Source organism: Rheinheimera sp., assembly GCF_037442345.1.
Classification (GTDB): Bacteria; Pseudomonadota; Gammaproteobacteria; order Enterobacterales; family Alteromonadaceae; genus Pararheinheimera.
The window spans coordinates 57,826-77,134 of sequence record NZ_JBBIQL010000020.1 but is presented as its reverse complement, the minus strand read 5'-3'; the positions used below and the strand labels follow the sequence as shown (position 1 = coordinate 77,134).

Below are 19,309 nucleotides of genomic sequence, written 5' to 3'. Positions count from 1 at the left end.
CACCGCCCTTACAAGGCGGGGGTCACTGGTTCGAACCCAGTACCATCCACCATAACTTCCTGTAAAAAATTCCAGAAGCCTTGTCAGTGCGCTGAACGCACCGCCCGCTTTCTATGACAACACGGTTGCCACTGGTTCGAACCCAGTACCATCCACCATAACTCCATAAAAATTCCAGAAGCCTTGTCAGTGCGCTGATTGCACCGCCACTCCAAAACTTTTTACAATTCACTAACCTCAATCCCCAAATTAGCAAAATTTTCAAATTTCGCCGAATTTTACTGGCCTTGCTGCATCAATTAGCGCTTTAATATCTATATTTGATAGAAATGATAAAAACCCTTAAAGACGCATGACTGATCAGCTGAGCCGCGATATCCGCATTCTGATTGTGGATGAGCAACCCATTTTACAGAACTACCTGCGCTTTGCGCTGGAGACGCTCGGCTTTCTGAGTTTCAGTCATGCGGAAAATGCCAGCAATGCGCTGGCTTTGTATCAGGACAAGTTTTTTGACTTGGTGATCTGCTCTTTTAATCTGGATGGCAAAGATGGCTATCAGCTGTATCAGGAGCTCAAAGCCCGCAATCTGTACCGGCACAGCACGGGTTTTATCTTTATCAGTGCCGACACTGACCCGTCACTGGTACACAGCGTACTGGAGCTGCAGCCAGACGAATTTATGGTGAAGCCGTTTTCCATCAAGGATTTAAAAACCCGCATTGAACGAACCATGCTGCGTAAGCAGCAGTTGAAACCCCTGTACGAACTGCTGGACCAAAACAAGACTGTAGGGGCCATTCAACAGATTGATCAGTGGCTAAAACAAAATTCTTTGCCAAAGTACGCTCCGCTGCTCAGGAAAACCCGCGGTGAAATTCTGATCAGCAGCAACAGGTGGGCAGAAGCCGAACAGTTTTACGATGCTATTCTGGACAGAGAGCCCCTCCCCTGGGCCCGGCTTGGGCTGGCCCGCTGCCTGGTCGAGCGGGGGGAATTCAGCCAGGCCATTTCTCTGCTGCAGCTGCTGCTGAAAAAGTCAGATTACAAACTGATGGCGCTGGACCTGTTATCCAGCATTTATCTGCAGCAACATCTGTTTGATAAAGCCCAGGCCGAACTGAAGCAGGCCGCATCGCTGGCCCCACGTAATCTGCTACGCCAGCAAAAACTGCTCAACCTGTCACGCCTGAACCACGACTATGAGAACCAGTACAAAGCAGCCAGGGATCTGGTGAAGTTCGCCCGTTATTCCGTGTTTGAACAGCCGGATCTGTATCTGAACCTGGCGCGTTCCTGCATAGATTATGCGCTGACCACCAGCGAAGAAGAACAAAGCAGCCGACTGTCCAAAGTGGCCAATGAAACCTTAAGCAGTATGCGTAAAGCTTTTCCTGATCAACCAAAAGAAGAGCAGCAACTGGTGTTACAGGCCCGACTGCTTTACCTGAAGGAACAAATTGATAAAGCTAAAACCTTATTGCTGGAGCTGCAAAAATCGCCTCAGCCAGAGCGACTGGAAGATGCGTTGGATAAAGCCAAAGCCTTGCATGAAGTGGGCTTACTAAGTGCCTCGCGTCAGCTCCTGAGCCAGTTGACACTGGACAGCCAGCAAGAGCACGGGGTGGACCCGGTGTTTGTCCGCTATCTGCAGCAGGAGCAAAAAGAACGCGCCGCTTTACCTATGGGGCCGCGCGAATTTAATAACAACGCCGTCGCCATGTACGAGCAAGGGCGCTGGCAGGACGCACTGCAGGCTTTTATACAGGCATTTCAGGTTATGCCGTCCAATGCAGGTATTGCGCTCAATCTGCTGCAGGCATTGCGTTCAGGGAAAGCGCAGCTCGACAATGAACTGGCATCCCGTCTGGAGCGGCAATGTGAAATGCTGCTGGTCAACTCCAGGCTGAGTAAAGACCAGCAACAACGCTGGCAGCAGTTGCAAGGTCGGGAATCTATTGCAATTTAGCCGCTGAAGCGGGTGGTTCAGGCCATTCGCTGAGTACCAGCTTAAGCCGGTAACTGCGCAGCAGCCAGACGGAGCCAATACCCAGCGCTATTGGAGCCAGCAGAAGCCAGGGCGCGGTGACCGTGACAAAGGCAGGTAAATGCGTCAGGCTGTGGCCCAGGTCCAGCAACGCCGTCGCAATCAGCGGCCATCTGCAGTGACGCCACAGCACAAAACACCCTCGCCAGCCTTTGTCTTTGCGTTGTGACAACACCAGTGTCAGCACCAATGCAGGCAGCGCTATCAGACAAGCCAGCAAGAAATCTTCTGAATCTGGATAAACCAGCTTCATCATGCTGTCGCCGCCTTCCCGCATGGTCAGCACAACCACCCAAAGCAGATAGGGCCGCAACAACACCAGCAACAGGGCATAAAACATCCAGGGAATACGCACCAGCCCATGCTCATCCAGTTCAAAATAACGTTTCATTTAATTGAGGCCATGCGCAGTGAATAAATCCAGCATTTGTTGTTCTGTCCAGACCGGTACATTTAGCTCTGTGGCTTTGGCCAGTTTGGAGCCAGCATTGTCCCCTGCGATCACCGCATAGGTTTTGGCCGACACTGACCCCGACACCTTAGCCCCCAGCCGCTGCAATTTATCTTTGGCTTCATCCCGGCCCATCGCCAGCAAGGTGCCGGTCAGCACCAGCGTCAAACCCGCCAAAGGCTGCTCACTTTGCTGCTTCTGTTCAATCACAGGCCAGTGCAGACCCAGTTCAAGCAGCTCTGCAATCACTGCCTGGTTGTGGGGTTCGGCAAAAAAGCGCTGAATTTGCCCGGCCACCACAGCGCCGACATCATTGACGGCCAGCAGTTGTTCCAGGCTGGCCTGCTGCACTGCGTCCAGCGTCGTAAAGTGATTCGCCAGGTTCAGGGCCGTGGCCTCCCCCACTTCGCGAATACCCAATGCATAAATAAAACGTGGCAAGGTGGTTTGTTTGGCCTGCTCTATAGCCGCCAGCAGTTTCAGCGCCAGCTTCTCGCCCATCCGCTCCAGCCCCACCAACGCACTGAACTCCAGCCGGAAAATATCAGCCGGTGTTTTTACCAGTTGCTGCTCCACTAACTGGTCAATCAGCTTGTCGCCCAGGCCTTCGATATCCAGCGCTTTACGGGCCACAAAATGTTTCAGCGCTTCTTTTTGCTGGGCCGCACAGAACAAGCCGCCAGTGCAGCGGGCGACCGCTTCGCCTTCAACCCGCTCTACGGCCGAATCACAGACAGGGCAACGCTGCGGGAACAGGATTTCTTTGGCGTCCACAGGACGCTCTTCCAGCACCACGGCGACAATTTGTGGAATGACGTCACCGGCCCGACGAACAATCACTTTGTCGCCCACCTGCACGCCCAACCGGTTAATTTCATCCTGATTATGCAAGGTGGCATTGCTGACGGTGACGCCACCAACCACCACAGGCTCCAGCCGTGCCACTGGCGTAATAGAGCCGGTGCGCCCGACCTGAAACTCGACATCCAGCAAAGTGGTGGTTTTTTCCTGGGCCGGAAATTTAAAAGCCACAGCCCAGCGTGGTGCCCGCGAGACAAAGCCCAACGCCTGCTGCTGCGCCAGACTGTCGACTTTCAGCACCACGCCGTCAATTTCATAAGGCAGTTGTGCCCGCTTGGTCAGGATCTGTTGCTGATAGGCCAACGCAGCGGCCAGCCCATGCACCTGCTGCACTTCAGGGCAGACAGGTAAGCCCCAGGCTTTCAGCTGCATTAAACGCTGAAAATGGCTTTGGTGGTTGAGCAACCCGCTTTCATCTTCCAGCGCGCCAATGGCATAGGCATAAAACATTAAAGGCCGGGTGGCTGTGACTTTCGGGTCCAACTGACGCAAGCTGCCAGCCGCTGCGTTTCGTGGGTTGGCAAACACCTTGTCACCGCTTTGCCGCGCTTTGGCGTTCATCTGCTCAAAACCCGCCAGCGGCATAAAGACTTCGCCACGGACTTCCAGTACGGCGGGCACCTCCCCCAGGAGTTTCAGTGGAATGGCCCGGATGGTGCGGATATTGGCAGTGATATCTTCGCCGGTAAAACCATCCCCCCGGGTCGCGGCCTGCACCAACTGACCATGTTCATAGCGGATACTGACAGCCAGACCGTCCAGTTTAGGCTCAGCTGAAAAACTGAAGTCGCCGTTAAAATCGATGCGATCTGCCATCCGTTTGTAAAAAGCACTGAAATCATCAGCGTCAAAGGCATTGTCCAGCGACAACATTGGAATTTGATGCGTCACCTGGCCGAATTTACTTAAAGGCGCCGCCCCCACCCGCTGGGTTGGGGAGTCGGCGGTTACCAGCTCTGGAAACTGCTGTTCCAGCTGCTGCAATTCACGAAACAAGGCATCGTAATCCGCATCCGGAATGGACGGGTTGTCCAGCACATAATACTGGTAGTTATGGTGGGCCAGCAGCTCACGTAACTGCTGCGCCCGTGCGGCAGAAGTTAAAGTCATAGTTAACTCTTTGTAGACAAAAGGCCAACAGGCCAGATAAACAAACAGGCCCCATAACGGGGCCTGTGCAATTCAAAGGTCAATGCGGGATTAACCGTGGATCAGCTGCTTGCGCTGAAATTCACGGATTTTCTCCACGTAATGACGCACCGTCTGCACTGTCAGCACAGAACGCTGGCCGTCCAGCACCTGGCCTCCAAACTCATCGGCCAGCTTTTTCGCCGCACTGTGCATCAGGTTAAAGTTTTGCAGTGCTTCGCCTGGTCCTGGCAGCGTCATAAACAGGCTTAAACCACGGGTATTCATCTTGTCGATGTCTTCCAGGTCAAAGGTGCCTGGGTTAAACATGTTCGCCAAAGAGAACAACACGTCGCCTGAACCGGCATTGTCCTGGAAGCGGTGGAAAATATTCATTTCACCGTATTTAAAACCCAAGGTCAGCAGGCTTGGCAGCAACAGCGAACCATTGATTTCTTCACCTTCCGGCAGCAGCACATAGAGGATCAGCACTTCGTTGGCTGGCGCCTGTGGCGCTTCGTCCTGCACTGCGTCGTAATCCGCCTGCTCTTCAGCAGCAAAATCCAGCTCGTCAGTTGCAGAAAAACTGCCCAGATCCAGCGAAGGTTCCGACAGATCAGGTTCACGCCGCACTTTCACAGGTTCACGTAATTTATTGCTTTTCGGCGGTACGGCAGGAGCAGGTTTTGGCTGCGGCTTTTCACCCGGTGCCAGTACCCGCTTTTTACCCACGCCAAATTCATCAAAGCCATCGGCTTTTTCTTCCGGCGTTTCAGGTTCGTAATTCAGTTTATCCTGATTGTTTTTCCGCACCGTCCACCAGCCATGCAACGCCAGCGCCGTAATACCGGTCACACCCAGAATAATTAATACATAACGTAATTCTTCAGCCATCTCTTTTACCTTTTAGTTCTCAGGCCTGTGCCATTTTCACGGCATCTTCCACATCCACTGCCACAACACGTGAGACTCCGGGTTCTTGCATCGTCACCCCCATCAGCTGTGCTGCCATTTCCATCGCAATTTTGTTATGGCTGATATAAATAAACTGCACCGTCTCAGACATTTCCCGTACCAGGTTACAAAACCTGCCGGTATTGGCGTCGTCCAGCGGCGCATCCACCTCATCCAACATACAAAAAGGTGCCGGATTTAACCGGAAAATTGAAAACACCAATGATAAAGCTGTCAGCGCTTTTTCACCACCCGATAACAAGTGAATTGTACTGTTTTTTTTCCCCGGCGGCCTTGCCATGATAGTTACTCCTGTTTCTAACAGATCTTCTTCAGTTAAATCAAGGTAGGCACTGCCGCCACCAAAAACTTTTGGAAACAGATTTTGCAGCCCTTCATTGACCTGCTCAAAGGTCTCTTTAAACTTCTGGCGGGTTTCCCGGTCAATTTTGCGAATGGCGGTTTCCAGCGTATCCAGCGCATCGGTTAAATCCTGATGCTGCGCATCCAGGTATTTTTTCCGTTCGTCCTGCTGTTCAAATTCGTCGATAGCCGCCAGGTTAATAGGCCCTAAGCGGCTGATGCTGTCCTGGGTTTTCTCCAGTTGCTGTTGCCATTGCACTTCATCCGCTTCGGCAGGCAGGCTTTCGGACAGCTCTTTAAAGTTCACCTGCAGTTCCGTCAGTTGTTCGAGCATATTGTTGGCCCGCACCCGGTAGCCTTCGGCAGACAACTGTAAATCAGCCAGTTCACGTTGTTTTTGTGTCAGTAACTGGTTTAGTCCGTGTTGCCCTTGTTCCAGTTGCCGCAGTTGTTCGTCCAGGTGTTGTAATTGTTGACTTTGGGCGGCCAGCAAAAGTTCCTGTTCTGCGCGCTGCTCTAACAACAGCTGTAACTCTTCCTGCGGGTCAGTGTCGGGTTCAGCCAGTTCTTCCAGTTGATCAGCGACCACTTGAGCCCGTTGCTGTAATTGTTGTTGTTGCGCCTTCCCCCGCTCCAGACTTTGCTGCTGAAACTCCAGCTGCTTTTGCGCCGATTGTTGCTCCAGCCTCAGTTGCTGCACCTGTTGGCGGCAGGCATCGTACTGCTGCCGCAACTGCTGAACCTGCTGCTGAGTGCGCTGTACCTGCTGCTCCAGGGGGGACTGCCGCTCAGTCAGTTGCTCCAGTGCCAGCTGCAGTTCATCCTGTTGCTGGTGCAATAATTCCAGCTGTGCTGTGGTGTGCTGCAGTTGCTGCTGTGTTTTGTTCAGTTCCAGTTCTGCCTGCAGCAACTGCTGCTGACTTAAACGTTGCTGCTGCTCTGCCAGCAGACACGAGGTGGTCAGCTGCTGCACTTTCGTCTGGTGTGCTTCTTTCTGTTGTTGCTGCTGTAGCAGCTGTTGTTTTTGTTGCTGCCTTTGTGCGTCCAGCTGCTGCAACTCTTGCTGTTGCTGTCGCAGTTCAGGGGCCAGTTGCTGCAATTCCTGCTGCAGCTGGCTGAGCTCATGCTGTAAAACCAGGCTGTTGTCTTGTTGATCCTGCGCCAGTTGGCCCCAGTTCGAACCAAACCAGCGACCATCCTGGCAAATCAGCGACTGGCCCGGCGCCAGTGTAGGCAGTTGCGCCAGCGCCTGTTCTGCACTCTGGGCCAGCCTGATTTGATTAAAGTAATCCGGCACCAGTCCTTTGACCACCGCAGCCAGGCTGCCCTGCTGTTTATCCGCACTCTGCCGCACCACATAGGCCTGGCTTGGTGCCGCCTGATGCTGATCTGACACCGTCGCCTGCTGCAAACCGGACAAGGCTGTGGCTACCGCCAGCGCCCAAGCTGGCTCTGGTTCCAGCTGCGCCAGCAAGCCGGCGTTTTGCTGTTGCCGTTGCTGCCACTTTTGTTCCAGCCTGTGATGCTGCTGTTGCAGGTTTTGCTCCGCACTTTCCAGCCGCAGCACCAGAGTCCGCTGCTGCTGCCATTGCAGTTCTGTCTGGTCATAGTCTGACTGAAGCTGCGTGATGTCTGTGCTCAATTGCAACAAGGTGGCCTGCTCCAGTTCCAGTTTCTGCTGCAGCTCTGCCAGTTCGTCTGGGTGTTGCTGCTCAGACAACAGCTGTAACTGAACTGCCAGCTCTGTGGCTCTGGTGGTTGCGGCCTGTTGCTGCTCCAATTCATGGCGCTGCTGAAACTGATTTTGCTGCACTTGCTGCTGCAATTGCAGGCGCTGATGCAGCTGCTGCTGTTGCCCCTGTTGCTGTTCGGCCAGCAGCTCAGTGGCCTGTTCCAGTTGTTCGGTCAGTTGCTCCAGCTGGTCTTCGTTGAGGGCCAACTGAGGGCCAAAACCAGACAATTGCTCCTGCAGCTCCTGCTGCTGTGCCAGTTGCAGCGCCAGATGCTCGTCAGCGTCCGCCAGCGTCAGCTGCAGGCTGCGTAATTCGTCACTTAAACGCTGGCGCTGCTGGCGTTGATGCATCAGGTTTTGCTCTAACCTGGTAATTTGATTGCCCAGCTGGTAATACCGCGCCTGCGTCTGCTGATGGCTGTCCCGTTGCGCCTGCTGCTGTTGTTTTAACTGCAGCACCTGCAGCTCGTCACCAGACTGGCTGGCCTGAAATTTTTCAATCTCAGTTTGTTTGGCCAGGATCTCCTGTTCGCTCTGCTGCTGCAGCCCATGAAAATGCAGCCATTTCAGACAAGCCAGCTCGGCTTTGAGTTTACGTTCCTGCGTTTTCAGCTCTTTAAACCGGGCTGCCGCCGACGCCTGACGTTTCAGCTTATCGAGGTTTTTGCCAAGCTCTTCACGCACATCACTTAAGCGGTCCAGGTTTTCGCGGGTGTGTTTGATGCGGTTTTCAGTGTCACGCCGCCGCTCTTTGTATTTGGAAATACCGGCGGCCTCTTCGATAAAAATGCGCAGTTCAGCTGGCTTGGACTCAATCAGCCGCGAAATCATGCCCTGTTCGATGATGGCATAACTGCGCGGGCCCAGGCCTGTGCCTAAGAAAATGTCGGTGATATCACGCCGGCGGCATTTGCTGCCATTCAGAAAATAACTGGACTGGGCGTCGCGGGTAACCAGGCGTTTAATGGAAATTTCACTGCGGTCGGCCAGGCTGCCCTGCAAGCGGCCCTGGGTGTTTTCAAACACCAGCTCCACCGAGGCCTGTGACACAGGTTTGCGTTGGGTGGAGCCATTAAAGATCACGTCTGTCATGGCGTCGCCACGCAGATTTTTGGCCGAGCTTTCACCCAGCACCCAACGCACGGCATCAATCACATTGGATTTACCACAGCCATTGGGCCCGACCACAGCGGTCATCTGGGCGGGAAAGCCCACAGCTGTTGGGTCAACAAAGGATTTAAACCCTGCCAGTTTTATTTGCTTTAGACGCATCAGTCCCTGGATCACAGCACAGCATCATCGTTCTGCCGAAACTGTAACAGAAGCACCTTTGCGCTGTCATTACTGAAACTTGCAGTTACGATTTGTATTTGCCTGTATTGGCTGCATTTTTTATGCTTTGCATCAGAGAATTCAGCTGGAGTCCGAAAATGCAGTATCTGATGCGGGGCTTGTCTTTGATTAAAACCAAAGGCTTAAAGCGTTATGTGGTGGTACCTTTGACCATCAATCTGGTGTTATTTGCCAGTGCCTTTTTTTACCTGATGAGCCAACTGGGGGCCTGGGTGGACCAGGTGGCGGCGACTTTACCGGACTGGCTGAGCTTTTTGCAGTACCTGATCTGGCCCTTGGCGCTGTTTTCTATCGTGATGACGATGGCGCTGACCTTTACCATGATCGCCAACTTTATTGCTGCGCCTTTTAATGGTCTGCTGGCCGAAAAAACCGAACTTTACCTGACAGGTCAGCCATTACCTGCTCAAGGGTTATGGGCTTTTACCAAAGACATTCCGCGATTGTTGGGGCGCGAATGGCAAAAGCTGCTGTATTTGCTGCCACGTGCCATAGGTTTCTTGTTGTTGTTCTGGGTGTTGCCAGGTATTGGCCAGTTACTCTGGTTTTTATTCTCCAGCTGGATGCTGGCGGTGCAGTACTGCGATTACCCCTTTGATAACCACAAAATTCCTTTTGCCACCATGCGTAAAGAGTTACGTGACCAGTGGCAGCTCAGTATGGGCTTTGGTATGAGTGTGTACCTGCTGAGCCTGGTGCCACTGATTAACCTGCTGATTATGCCCGTCGCCGTCTGCGGCGCCACCGCCATGTGGGTTGATCACTACCGCTATAAACCACTGCGCAGCCAGCATTTGCGTAAAAGCTGATTGGAAAGATGGTGCTGTGGCAGCGGAAAAGGCAAAAGGTTTGGGGTCAGAGTCAGACTCTGACCCCAAGTTTAGATCCCCGGTTTACGCCGCCAGCGTGCATCCAGTTTGGCTTTCGGCTGCATACTGCACTGCTGCTGCACCACCACAGGCCGGGACACAATCAGGTTATTCGGGTAAACCACCTGCTCGTTGTGTTTGGTCAAAAGCACGGTGCTGAACAGGTTAATCTCCAGTATCCGCCCTTCAATATGGTTGCCTCCGTCGATAATTTTTACCTCTGCCCCCGGGGCGAAATTACGTTGTCCGAGCATAATAAAAAACGCCGTGATATTGGAGATCAGTGACCAGGCGGCAAACAACGCCACCCCAATTACGGCGATCATTGACGATGCAAGAACCAGCAACCCTTTGATATCAATGCCCCAGACCACACTGAGTATCACCACCAGCAGCAAAAACAGCAGAATATGGAACACCACCAAAGCGCGGCGGTTCATTTCTTCTTTCAGCACACTGGCTGCGATGGTTTTGTACAGAAAAGGCGCAATACGCCGGCTCAGCACAATGTAAAACAGAATAATCACCAGGCTGATAATGGCCTGAACCAGAGCCGGGCTGAAATGGGCAAACACGGCCTTCAACTCAGCCAGCCATTGCATCACTTGTTGCACCTTTACTCGTCCTTTTTAGTTAATCCAAATCGTTCAGCGCCCAGCTGACGATATAATCTTCAAACTTGTCCATATCCACCGCATCTTCCGAAATAGTTTTATTGCGTACCGACATCTGTTTTTTATGCATCAGACTCTTTTTTCCGCCATTGAGCAGAGGATGCCAGGACGGCAACCCCCTGCCTTCGTACAATCGGCGGTAGCTGCAGCTGGTTGGCATAAAGAAAATGTCTTTTAAATTTTCTTTGGTCAGCTTGACGCAGTCCGGCACCAGCACGGTACGCTGGTCATAGACGGTACATTCACATTTGTGGCTGTTCAGGTAACGGCAGGCGATATTGGTGTAATACACCGTTTCTTCATCGTCGATGTAATCCGTCGGGCCTTCCTGCTCTTCATCGTCAATAAATTTGTTCAGGCAGCATTTGGCACAGCCATCACAGAGGGCTTCCCATTCCTGGGTGCTCATCTCTTCCAGGGATTTCTGTTCCCAGAATTTCTCAGTTAACACAGTAGGCCTTACGCAGACACGCTGGTCTGCACTATAAAAAAGTCATTCAGTTCGATACGTAAGTGGTCACCAGGCAACAAAGGCCCGACGCCGGCTGGTGTGCCGGTCAGCACCAGGTCGCCCGGCAGCAGGGTGAAATGCTGCGACAGCTCCGCCAGTATCCGCGCCACTGAGCGAATCATCATGCCGGTATGTCCAGCTTGCCGTGGCTGGCCGTTGACCTGCAATGAAAACTCCAGCTGCTGTGGGTCTGCAATGTGGGCAGCCGCAACAAAACCCGACACAGGACAAGCCCGGTCAAAACCTTTGGCAATGTCCCAGGGCCGGCCCAGTTCCTTTAAACGTTTTTGCACATCGCGCAGCGTTAAATCCAGCGCCAGGCCATAACCCCAGACGGCTGACAAGGTTTCATCTTCAGACGCCTTACTCAGTGGGCTTTGGATCAGCACCGCCAGCTCGGTTTCATTATGCACCTCGCCTTGTCCCTGCGGCAGTAACAGTGGCTGTTGCAAATGACACAAAGCGGTGGAGGCTTTCATAAAAAACAGAGCTTCAGGCGCTGTTTTGCTGTTCATCTCAGCAATATGATCCTGATAATTCTGGCCTATACACAAAACTTTGCCGGGCGGCAGCGCTATCGGCTGGCCATGCTGGTCCAGATGGTGGTAATTCATCCTCAGCCCTCGCTGATAATCAGGTCGGCCAGATAGCCCACACTGGTGACAAAATAATAAGAGCGGTTCCAGTGCATCAAGGTCTGGTAGTTGCTGTAGGCGAGATAAACCCGGCCATGTTCGTCGTCTGGCATCACCATAGCGGCACGGATATCGCGTTTGGGTAAGGCGCCTCCTGTAACGGTGCGTACCCCCAGCGCCTGCCAGTCAGCCAGGCTACGCTCCGATTGCGCCCACCACTCTAACCACTGCGCCCTGTCTTTACTGCCTTTTGGGATCACCAGGCTGAAATCAAATTGTTTCGGCACTGTCACTTGCCGTCCCCAGGTCAGACTCTGGTCCCAGCCTTCGGTTTTCAGATAATTTGCCATTGAGGCCCAGGCATCCAGCCGGCTTTGCCAGATATTGATATGGCCGTCACCATCGCCATCCTGCGCATAGGCCATAAAGGCGCTTGGCATAAACTGGCTTTGCCCCATAGCCCCGGCCCAGGACCCTTTCATATCGGCGAGCTTGACATGGCCTGCCGCCAGAATATCCAGCGCCAGGAAAAACTCTTTGCGGAAAAACGCTTCGCGCCGGCCATCGTACGCCAGGGTGGCTAAGGCTGAAGGCACTGCGTAGTTGCCCATTATTTTGCCGAAGCTGCTTTCCAATGCCCACAACGCCATAATAAAACGCGGCTGCACGCCATATTTAGCGCCAATAGCGGCCAGCTCAGCCTGATGCTCTTTGTAAAATTTACGGGCCAGTGCAATACGTTGTTTACTGACTCGTTTCGGCAAATAAGTGTCCAGTGTCTCGACAAATTCGGGTTGTTTTTTATCTGCAACCACGGCCGATTTGTAATGTTGCAGGCTGTCAAACACCTGCTTTACCAGCTCAGGCGAGTAGCCTCGTTCAATTGCTTCTTTTTTTAAACTGGCCGCATACTGCGCGAAACTTGGTTTGTTGTCCGGCGCGGTGGCCGCAGGCACCGGTGTTGCCGCATTTTTGGTGACTACTGTGCCATTGGCTGCTGACTGGCTACACGCCAGTAAACCGGCCGACAACAGCACAGGCACATACCAGCTCAACTTCATTGGTGCTCCTTGTGCAGCCAGTCTTTATGCTCCGCTAACCAGTCTTCCTGCTGCGGTGGCATTTGCAGATAAAACCCCTGTTCATTTAATAAATGCCGCACTTTTTCAATGTCGGCATTGGCCAGTTGGTCACGGCTGTCCAGGTTCAGCAACGTCACCAGTTGGGGGGAACCAAAGCTGTTTAACAAAGCGTCCGGCACCGCAGAGAAATCATCACGGCGCAAAACATACAAAAAGGTCTGGTCTTTTTTTGGGCTTTTATAGATAGCGCATAACATAGGGCAAAAACTACTCTGACTAACTTGCCTTGGGGGTGCGCAAACTATAACATGAAGCACCAGCCTTGCGTATCAGAGCGTGCAAGGGCTGCAAAGAATTTTGCCTTAACAAATCAAAGAAAAATAAGCGCTATTTCATCTATGTCAGATCATTCCTTTGAACTAAAAGGGAGTTTATTCCCTCTGTCTGTGTTGTATTGCCAGGATTTATCTGCCAGCGCATTAAAAACTCAGCTGGAACAAAAACTGTCCCAGGCTCCGGCTTTTTTCTACCGTGCTCCCGTGGTGATTAATATTGAAAGCATGCAGGACGTGCCGGATTTTGCCGCCATTAAGCAGGTATTTGCTGAGTTGGAGCTGGTGCTGGTTGGCGTCTGTGGCGCCAGTGCTGAACTGAAAAAAGCGGCTCAGGCGGCTGGTTTGGCGTCGTTGCAACTAAGCAAAAACAAAACACCTGCCAAAGAAAACAAAGAAGAAAAAACCGCACCGACACCCACAGCCCCTGTACTGATGGACACCAAAATTGTCGAACAGAACATCCGCTCTGGTCAGCAAATTTATGCCAAAGGTGCAGATCTGGTGATTCGTGGTACTGTAGGTGCCGGTGCCGAAGTCATTGCCGATGGCAATATTCATGTGTACGGTGCCTTGCGTGGTAAAGCCATTGCCGGTGCCGCAGGAGACAGCAGTAAACGGGTGTTCTGCCATAAGTTAGCCGCAGAATTAATATCAATCGCCGGCAGTTACTGGCTTAGTGACAGTCTGCAGGGTGAATACTGGGAGAAATCGGCCTGCATCAGTTTGCAGGACGATAAATTGGTTTTAGCAGATTTGCTTTAAGGATCTTTTGCGATGGCAAAAATCATTGTTGTAACGTCAGGAAAAGGCGGTGTTGGTAAAACTACTTCCAGTGCTGCCATTGGTACAGGTATAGCGATGCGCGGTTTTAAAACCGTGATTATCGATTTTGATATTGGCTTGCGTAACCTGGATTTGATCATGGGTTGCGAACGCCGCGTGGTGTATGACTTTGTCAATGTCATCAATAATGAAGCCAACTTAAATCAGGCACTGATTAAAGATAAACGCATTGACACCCTGTTTATTCTGCCTGCGTCGCAAACCCGCGATAAAGATGCGTTGAGCAAAGAAGGCGTCGAGCGTGTGCTCAACGATCTGAGCAAAGATTTTGATTACATTATTTGTGATTCACCGGCCGGTATTGAATCCGGCGCCATGATGGCGTTGTATTTTGCCGACGAAGCTGTGGTGGTCACCAACCCTGAAGTGTCGTCCGTGCGTGACTCTGACCGGATCCTCGGTATGTTGAGCAGCAAATCCCGTCGGGCCGAACAAGGCCTGTCTGGTATTAAAGAGCACCTGTTGCTGACCCGCTATAACCCGGAACGGGTGGAAAAGGGGGAAATGCTCAGTGTGGAAGATGTCGGTGAAATTCTGGCCATCAAGTTACTGGGCGTGATCCCAGAATCTCAGGCGGTGCTCAATGCATCGAACTCAGGTACACCGGTCATTCTGGATGAAGAAAGTGATGCAGGCCAGGCCTATCTGGACACAGTAGCCCGTTTATTGGGTGAAGATGTGCCTTTCCGTTTCCTGAATGTGGAGAAAAAAGGTTTACTGAAACGTCTGTTTGGAGGCTAACCAATGTCGTTATTGGACTATTTTCGCTCGTCGAAAAAGAATACTGCCTCGACTGCCAAGGAGCGGTTGCAAATTATTGTGGCCCATGAGCGCCGTCGTCGCAGCAGCCCGGATTATCTGCCGCAACTGGAGCGCGATATTCTGGAAGTGATCCGCAAGTATGTCGATATCGCCGACGACCAGGTATCAGTTTCACTGGAGAAAAGTTCTGACGAGCTCTCTGTACTGGAACTGAACGTGACCTTCCCGGAAGAAAAGAAGGGCAGCTGAGCTGCCTTTTTCCAGTCAGAAAAAAGGCCCTTTCGGGCCTTTTTTGTCAGTTAACAAAGTCGTCCAGTAAAATCAGGCCAACATCCGCCCCTAGCCCTGCCCCGTCCCGGGCGACGGCGGTATAAATTTTATTGGCCATCAGCTCTACAGCCACAGGGCCAATGGCAGCAGTTTTATTGCCCGCAGCTGTGACTGTGACAAAATAGTCCCCGGCCGGCACCTGCAGATACCCGGAATCCGCTTTAAAAGGCAGGTTTGTCAACGTGGGGGTTGCACCACTGATATCGGCTGTGGCCGTCAGATACAGATCCACAGCACCAGCCAGTGTCGAACCATGCACCACCCGCAGCTGCGCTGCAGTTGCGATACGACGGGGATGATCTTCCAGTACCAGAGCTTCAATGCTGTTGTTGCCAAACGATCCCAGCGCATGCACTGAATAAAACTTGCCTTTTTCCAGAGGTAAATCGGCATCAATCACCACTAAGCTGTTGTCCGCAGCCGCCGCAACCTGCACCTTGTAGGTGTCCGGAGCCAGGCCGGCATAACCGGTAAATTCAGGAAATGCCAGATTGCTGAATGCTTTGGCACCATCGACCAGCACGTCCACTGCCGGTGCATCAGACACATCGTGTACTGCCCGCACCGAAGCCGTGGTGCCTGCATCCATAATATCCAGCCTGTCCCCGCCATTCTCTATCGCCAGTAAAGAGACGGGAGACGGGCCGGAGAAGCGGTTATCAATGGCTGCCACGGTAAAATTGGCGCCAGCCGGTAAGGCGATGGTACCTGAGTCAAATACAGGCGCCAGCTGACCAGGTAAGGTGATCCGCACCCTGTAGTTGCCTGCGGGCACATCCACACTGCCAGTGTCTTCTTTAAACGCCAGCGTTGCAGTGACAGTACCGGCACCGATCGCAGCATCAGGTGCCGTCAGATGCACGTCCACAGTGGGCGCACCAGCAGCGGCATGCAGTACCTGCAGGCGCAGATTGCCCGACGCGATACCACGGTCTGATGTACTGATCACCACAGGGCTGATACTGGCGTCCGCCGCTTTACCTGTTGCAAAGACCAGATAATCGTTGTCCTGCTCCAGCGTCAGGTTTGTGCCAGGGATCACTGTGGCCAGCGCACCGCCCGGTAACCTGGCATCTACCTTGGCAGCCACCACGCCCGGAGCCAGCGACAGTGGACCGGCTGCAGCACCATAGCCCAGATCCTGCACTGCAACAGCACCGTTGGCCGACACCTGTACATCAGGCGCGTCGGATACAGCATGCACCACCAACAGATCCGCATTGACTACGGCTGGCGGGGTTGCCACAGTGGCTGGAGCCTCATCATTGTCATCGCAGGCGCTCAGTCCAAGCACCAGGAAAGTCACGGCAAAAAGCTTAGTTTTCCATCTCATGGTTATGTCACCCTGTGTTGCGTTGTTTGCACAGGGAGTACGCCATCAGACCGACTGTGGTTCAGTCGGAATTATGTGAAAAATTGGTAGAATATGTTGCATTTAATTCATTGATCTGGCCGCACTGTCGCAACGTAAAGCTGCCGCTGTTCACAGAGTTCAGGGCCACTGAATATGGGCAACAGCGGGCAGATAAGGTTTTAACAGCGGCAAACGCCAGTTGCGTAACAACTCCGGTACAGGCACCACAGAGCGCTCATCGTCACTGATCCGCCATATCCAGTTAAACAACTCATTTACCTGTTTACGTACTGCCAGTAATTCGGACGGAATGCCTGCCTGTCTGGCGGCCTGTTTAATCGCATCCAGCAGTTTTTGCTGCTCTTCTTTTTGCCCGCCAAACACATCACGGTGATAAAAGGTGTGAGGGCATTGCTCTGCCGGTAAGGCCTTGGCTTTTTCAATCAGCATAAGCACTGTTTTGCCGTGACGGCGGACTTCACGCTGCGGGATCTCAGGAATATTCAGCATCGATTCAATGCTGCCTGGCCGACGTTTGGCAATATCCAGCAAATGGAAATCTTTAAAGATCAGGCCCAACGCCATGTCTTTCTGTTCAGCGTATTGCTGCCGCCAGACTACCAGCTCCCGCAATACCGCAAGCTCTCTTGGGTTCAGCAAAAAGCTGTTTTTCACTTCCAGATGTTTAAAGGCATCTGGCCAGGACACATGGCGGCGTTCAATCAGATGCCGGCCTTCTGCCAGCAACAGGTCCAGCTGGTTTTTCTGTTGCAACTCGGTCAGCAGTTGCTGGTACACCGGCAGTAAATACTCCACATCATGGGCCGCATAACGCAATTGCAGTGGGCTTAAAGGCCGGGCCAGCCAGTCGGTGCGGGATTCGCTTTTGTCCAGCTCTTTGCCTGTTACCTTATGCACCAGCTTGGCATAGCCCAGGCTGCTGCCCCAGCCCACCAGTTCAGCGGCCAGCTGGGTATCAAATAAAGGTTCAATCCGGATCAGGTTTTTGGTGGCCAGTGCTTCCAAATCTTCGGTGCAGGAATGAATAACCTTGACCACAGCAGGGTTGACCAACAAGGTTCGCAGACTGCTCCAGTCCAGATCGGCCAGAGGATCGACCAACGCCAGCCTGTGGCCATCAAACAGCTGAATTAACCCCAGTTTAGGGTAAAGCGTACTTTGCCGGATAAACTCGGTGTCCAACGCCAGGCAAGCGGCTTTGCTGGCCTGTGCACAAAAATCGTCAAGTTCGGTCTGGCTGCTGATTAACTGGTCGCTCATGCTCTGTCCTGTGTCCGGCGTTACGTGCCCCTGAAAAAAACAAACCGGCGAATTCGCCGGTTTGTCAGAGTCAGCTTTTCAGCTCACGTCGCAGGATTTTTCCTACATTGGTTTTTGGCAATTCGGTGCGGAATTCTACCAGCTTCGGTACCTTATAGCCCGTTAAACGTTCTTTGCAGTGTTTAATCAGCTCGGCATCGGTCAGGCTTTGGTCTTTTTTCACCACAAAAATTTTGACCGCTTCGCCTGTGGCTTCGTTTGGCACACCCACAGCAGCCACTTCCAGCACTTTGTCGTGCATGGCCACCACTTCTTCAATTTCATTGGGGTAGACATTAAAACCAGACACCAGGATCATGTCTTTTTTGCGGTCCACTATATAGAAGAAGCCTTCGGCATCCACTTTGGCAATATCGCCGGTGGCCAGCCAGCCTTCGTCGTTCAGTACTTTGGCCGTTTCTTCAGGACGGTTGAAATAACCTTTCATCACCTGCGGGCCTTTGACCCACATCTCGCCCGCTTCGCCTGCGACCACTTCTTCCCCTTGGTCGTTCACCAGTTTGATATCGGTCGACGGCGCCGGTAAACCAATGCTGCCATTGTACGCAGGCAGATTGTAAGGACTGACGGTGACCAGAGGAGCGCACTCTGTCAGACCATAACCTTCCACCAGACGGGTATGAGTGACTTTCTGCCAACGTTCAGCGACTGGACGTTGGACCGCCATACCACCACCCAGCGCCAGTTTCAGTTTACTGAAATCCAATTGGGCAAATCCCGGCGTATTCAACAAACCATTAAACAGCGTATTCACCCCAGTCAGCGCGGTGAAGGGGTACTTGGCCAACTCTTTGACAAAATTGGGCATGTCACGCGGGTTGGTGATCAGCAGGTTAGTCCCACCGTACTTCATAAAAACCAGGAAGTTCGCGGTGAGTGCAAAGATATGGTACAGCGGCAGTGCCGTCACAATCAGCTCTTTGCCTTTGCTCAGCAGCGGGTCCAGACAACCGGCCGCCTGTTCCAGGTTGGCAATCATATTACGATGGGTCAGCATGGCGCCTTTGGAAACACCAGTGGTACCACCTGTGTACTGCAAAAAGGCCAGGTCGTCCCCGACCACCGCAGGTTTCTGATAACGGCTGGCATCCCCCTGCGCTATCACAGTTTTGTAGGTGGTGCTGTGTTTCAGCTTGTGCGCCGGGATCAGCTTTTTCACATGCTTGACCACCAGATTGACAATACTGCCTTTGAGCAGGCCAAGCATGTCACCCATTTGAGTCAGGATCACATGGTCAACCCCAACTTTGTCCTGCACATCCGCCAGCGTATGGGCAAAGTTTTCCACGATCACTATGGCTTTGGCTTTGGAGTCATTCAGCTGGTGTTCCAGCTCACGTGGGGTGTACAGCGGGTTTACATTCACCACCACACAGCCAGCACGCAGAATACCCAGAATACATACAGGGTATTGCAGCAGGTTAGGCATCATCACGGCAACGGCGTCGCCTTTTTGCAGTTTCAGCTGATGTTGCAGGTAAGCAGCGAATTTCAGGCTCAGCTCGTCCAATTGACGGTAGGTAATGCTTTTGCCCATATTGATGTACGCTGTTTTGTCAGCGTAGTCTTGAATGCTTTCGGAAAAAACCTCTAACAATGACGGATAATGATCGGCATTGATCTCAGCTGGTACACCAGCCGGATAACTTTGTAACCAGACTCTGTCCACTGTCCTCTCCTCGTG

General features: G+C 52.6%; 17 protein-coding genes. 5 read left to right on the top strand and 12 right to left on the bottom strand.

Annotated features, from left to right (window positions below; genetic code table 11):
- The first annotated feature begins 352 nt into the window (after positions 1 to 352).
- Entirely contained in the window at positions 353 to 1,969 is a 1,617-nt protein-coding gene (locus WKJ04_RS13420) for a response regulator (protein ID WP_337880874.1), read from the top strand.
- Here WKJ04_RS13420 and WKJ04_RS13415 read toward each other — a convergent pair.
- From WKJ04_RS13415 to smc, 4 genes are all read right to left on the bottom strand, one after another.
- Positions 1,956 to 2,438, bottom strand: coding sequence for a DUF2919 family protein (locus tag WKJ04_RS13415; RefSeq protein ID WP_337880873.1), 483 nt, complete (start codon positions 2,436 to 2,438; stop codon positions 1,956 to 1,958). The two genes, WKJ04_RS13420 and WKJ04_RS13415, sit on opposite strands and share 14 nt — an antisense overlap.
- On the bottom strand, positions 2,439 to 4,469 hold the full coding sequence (gene ligA / locus WKJ04_RS13410) for an NAD-dependent DNA ligase LigA (RefSeq protein WP_337880872.1): 2,031 nt from the start codon (positions 4,467 to 4,469) through the stop codon (positions 2,439 to 2,441).
- A 90-nt stretch (positions 4,470 to 4,559) separates the two neighbouring features.
- Entirely contained in the window at positions 4,560 to 5,381 is an 822-nt protein-coding gene (gene zipA / locus WKJ04_RS13405; protein WP_337880871.1) for a cell division protein ZipA, read from the bottom strand.
- Positions 5,382 to 5,400: 19 nt separating this feature from the next.
- Entirely contained in the window at positions 5,401 to 8,808 is a 3,408-nt protein-coding gene (gene smc, locus WKJ04_RS13400) for a chromosome segregation protein SMC (protein WP_337880870.1), read from the bottom strand.
- Positions 8,809 to 8,966: 158 nt separating this feature from the next.
- Here smc and cysZ point away from each other — a divergent pair, with 158 nt between their 5' ends.
- Positions 8,967 to 9,698 carry a sulfate transporter CysZ gene (gene cysZ, locus WKJ04_RS13395; protein ID WP_337880869.1) on the top strand — a complete coding sequence of 244 codons (732 nt, stop codon included), beginning with the start codon at positions 8,967 to 8,969 and terminating at the stop codon, positions 9,696 to 9,698.
- A 71-nt stretch (positions 9,699 to 9,769) separates the two neighbouring features.
- Here cysZ and WKJ04_RS13390 read toward each other — a convergent pair whose 3' ends face one another.
- From WKJ04_RS13390 to WKJ04_RS13370, 5 genes are read right to left on the bottom strand one after another with little or no spacing between them, the layout of a single operon-like run.
- Positions 9,770 to 10,372, bottom strand: a complete 603-nt coding sequence (locus tag WKJ04_RS13390) for a mechanosensitive ion channel domain-containing protein (protein WP_337880868.1) — start codon at positions 10,370 to 10,372, stop codon at positions 9,770 to 9,772.
- Between the two features lie 19 nt (positions 10,373 to 10,391).
- Positions 10,392 to 10,883 carry a YcgN family cysteine cluster protein gene (locus WKJ04_RS13385; protein WP_337880867.1) on the bottom strand — a complete coding sequence of 164 codons (492 nt, stop codon included), beginning with the start codon at positions 10,881 to 10,883 and terminating at the stop codon, positions 10,392 to 10,394.
- Between the two features lie 8 nt (positions 10,884 to 10,891).
- Entirely contained in the window at positions 10,892 to 11,557 is a 666-nt protein-coding gene (locus WKJ04_RS13380; RefSeq protein ID WP_337880866.1) for a fumarylacetoacetate hydrolase family protein, read from the bottom strand.
- A 2-nt stretch (positions 11,558 to 11,559) separates the two neighbouring features.
- Positions 11,560 to 12,639 carry a lytic murein transglycosylase gene (locus WKJ04_RS13375; RefSeq protein ID WP_337880865.1) on the bottom strand — a complete coding sequence of 360 codons (1,080 nt, stop codon included), beginning with the start codon at positions 12,637 to 12,639 and terminating at the stop codon, positions 11,560 to 11,562.
- Complete coding sequence (locus tag WKJ04_RS13370; protein ID WP_337880864.1) at positions 12,636 to 12,917, bottom strand: YcgL domain-containing protein; 282 nt, start codon at positions 12,915 to 12,917, stop codon at positions 12,636 to 12,638. Before WKJ04_RS13370 ends, WKJ04_RS13375 begins: the two co-directional genes overlap by 4 nt.
- 141 nt (positions 12,918 to 13,058) lie before the next feature.
- Between WKJ04_RS13370 and minC the strand changes: the two genes are divergently transcribed.
- Genes minC through minE form a run of 3 tightly spaced genes read left to right on the top strand, consistent with a single transcriptional unit; the run spans position 13,059 to position 14,849 of the window.
- A complete protein-coding gene (gene minC, locus WKJ04_RS13365; protein ID WP_337880863.1) occupies positions 13,059 to 13,757 on the top strand; it encodes a septum site-determining protein MinC in 699 nt (232 codons plus the stop codon).
- 12 nt (positions 13,758 to 13,769) lie between these two features.
- The gene (gene minD, locus WKJ04_RS13360; protein WP_337880862.1) at positions 13,770 to 14,579 is read left to right on the top strand and encodes a septum site-determining protein MinD; all 810 of its coding nucleotides are present in this window, start codon (positions 13,770 to 13,772) and stop codon (positions 14,577 to 14,579) included.
- A 3-nt stretch (positions 14,580 to 14,582) separates the two neighbouring features.
- Positions 14,583 to 14,849 (top strand): cell division topological specificity factor MinE, encoded by a 267-nt coding sequence (gene minE, locus WKJ04_RS13355; protein ID WP_337880861.1) that lies wholly within the window; start codon positions 14,583 to 14,585, stop codon positions 14,847 to 14,849.
- A 46-nt stretch (positions 14,850 to 14,895) separates the two neighbouring features.
- On the opposite strand, the gene WKJ04_RS13350 is transcribed toward minE, so the two are convergent.
- The 3 genes from WKJ04_RS13350 to fadD all read right to left on the bottom strand — a co-directional run bounded on the left by WKJ04_RS13350 (position 14,896) and on the right by fadD (position 19,294).
- Positions 14,896 to 16,263, bottom strand: coding sequence for a DUF4397 domain-containing protein (locus WKJ04_RS13350; protein ID WP_337880860.1), 1,368 nt, complete (start codon positions 16,261 to 16,263; stop codon positions 14,896 to 14,898).
- Between the two features lie 159 nt (positions 16,264 to 16,422).
- Positions 16,423 to 17,565 carry a ribonuclease D gene (gene rnd / locus WKJ04_RS13345; RefSeq protein WP_337880859.1) on the bottom strand — a complete coding sequence of 381 codons (1,143 nt, stop codon included), beginning with the start codon at positions 17,563 to 17,565 and terminating at the stop codon, positions 16,423 to 16,425.
- A gap of 70 nt (positions 17,566 to 17,635) precedes the next feature.
- Positions 17,636 to 19,294, bottom strand: a complete 1,659-nt coding sequence (fadD, locus tag WKJ04_RS13340) for a long-chain-fatty-acid--CoA ligase FadD (RefSeq protein ID WP_337880858.1) — start codon at positions 19,292 to 19,294, stop codon at positions 17,636 to 17,638.
- Positions 19,295 to 19,309: the final 15 nt, after the last annotated feature.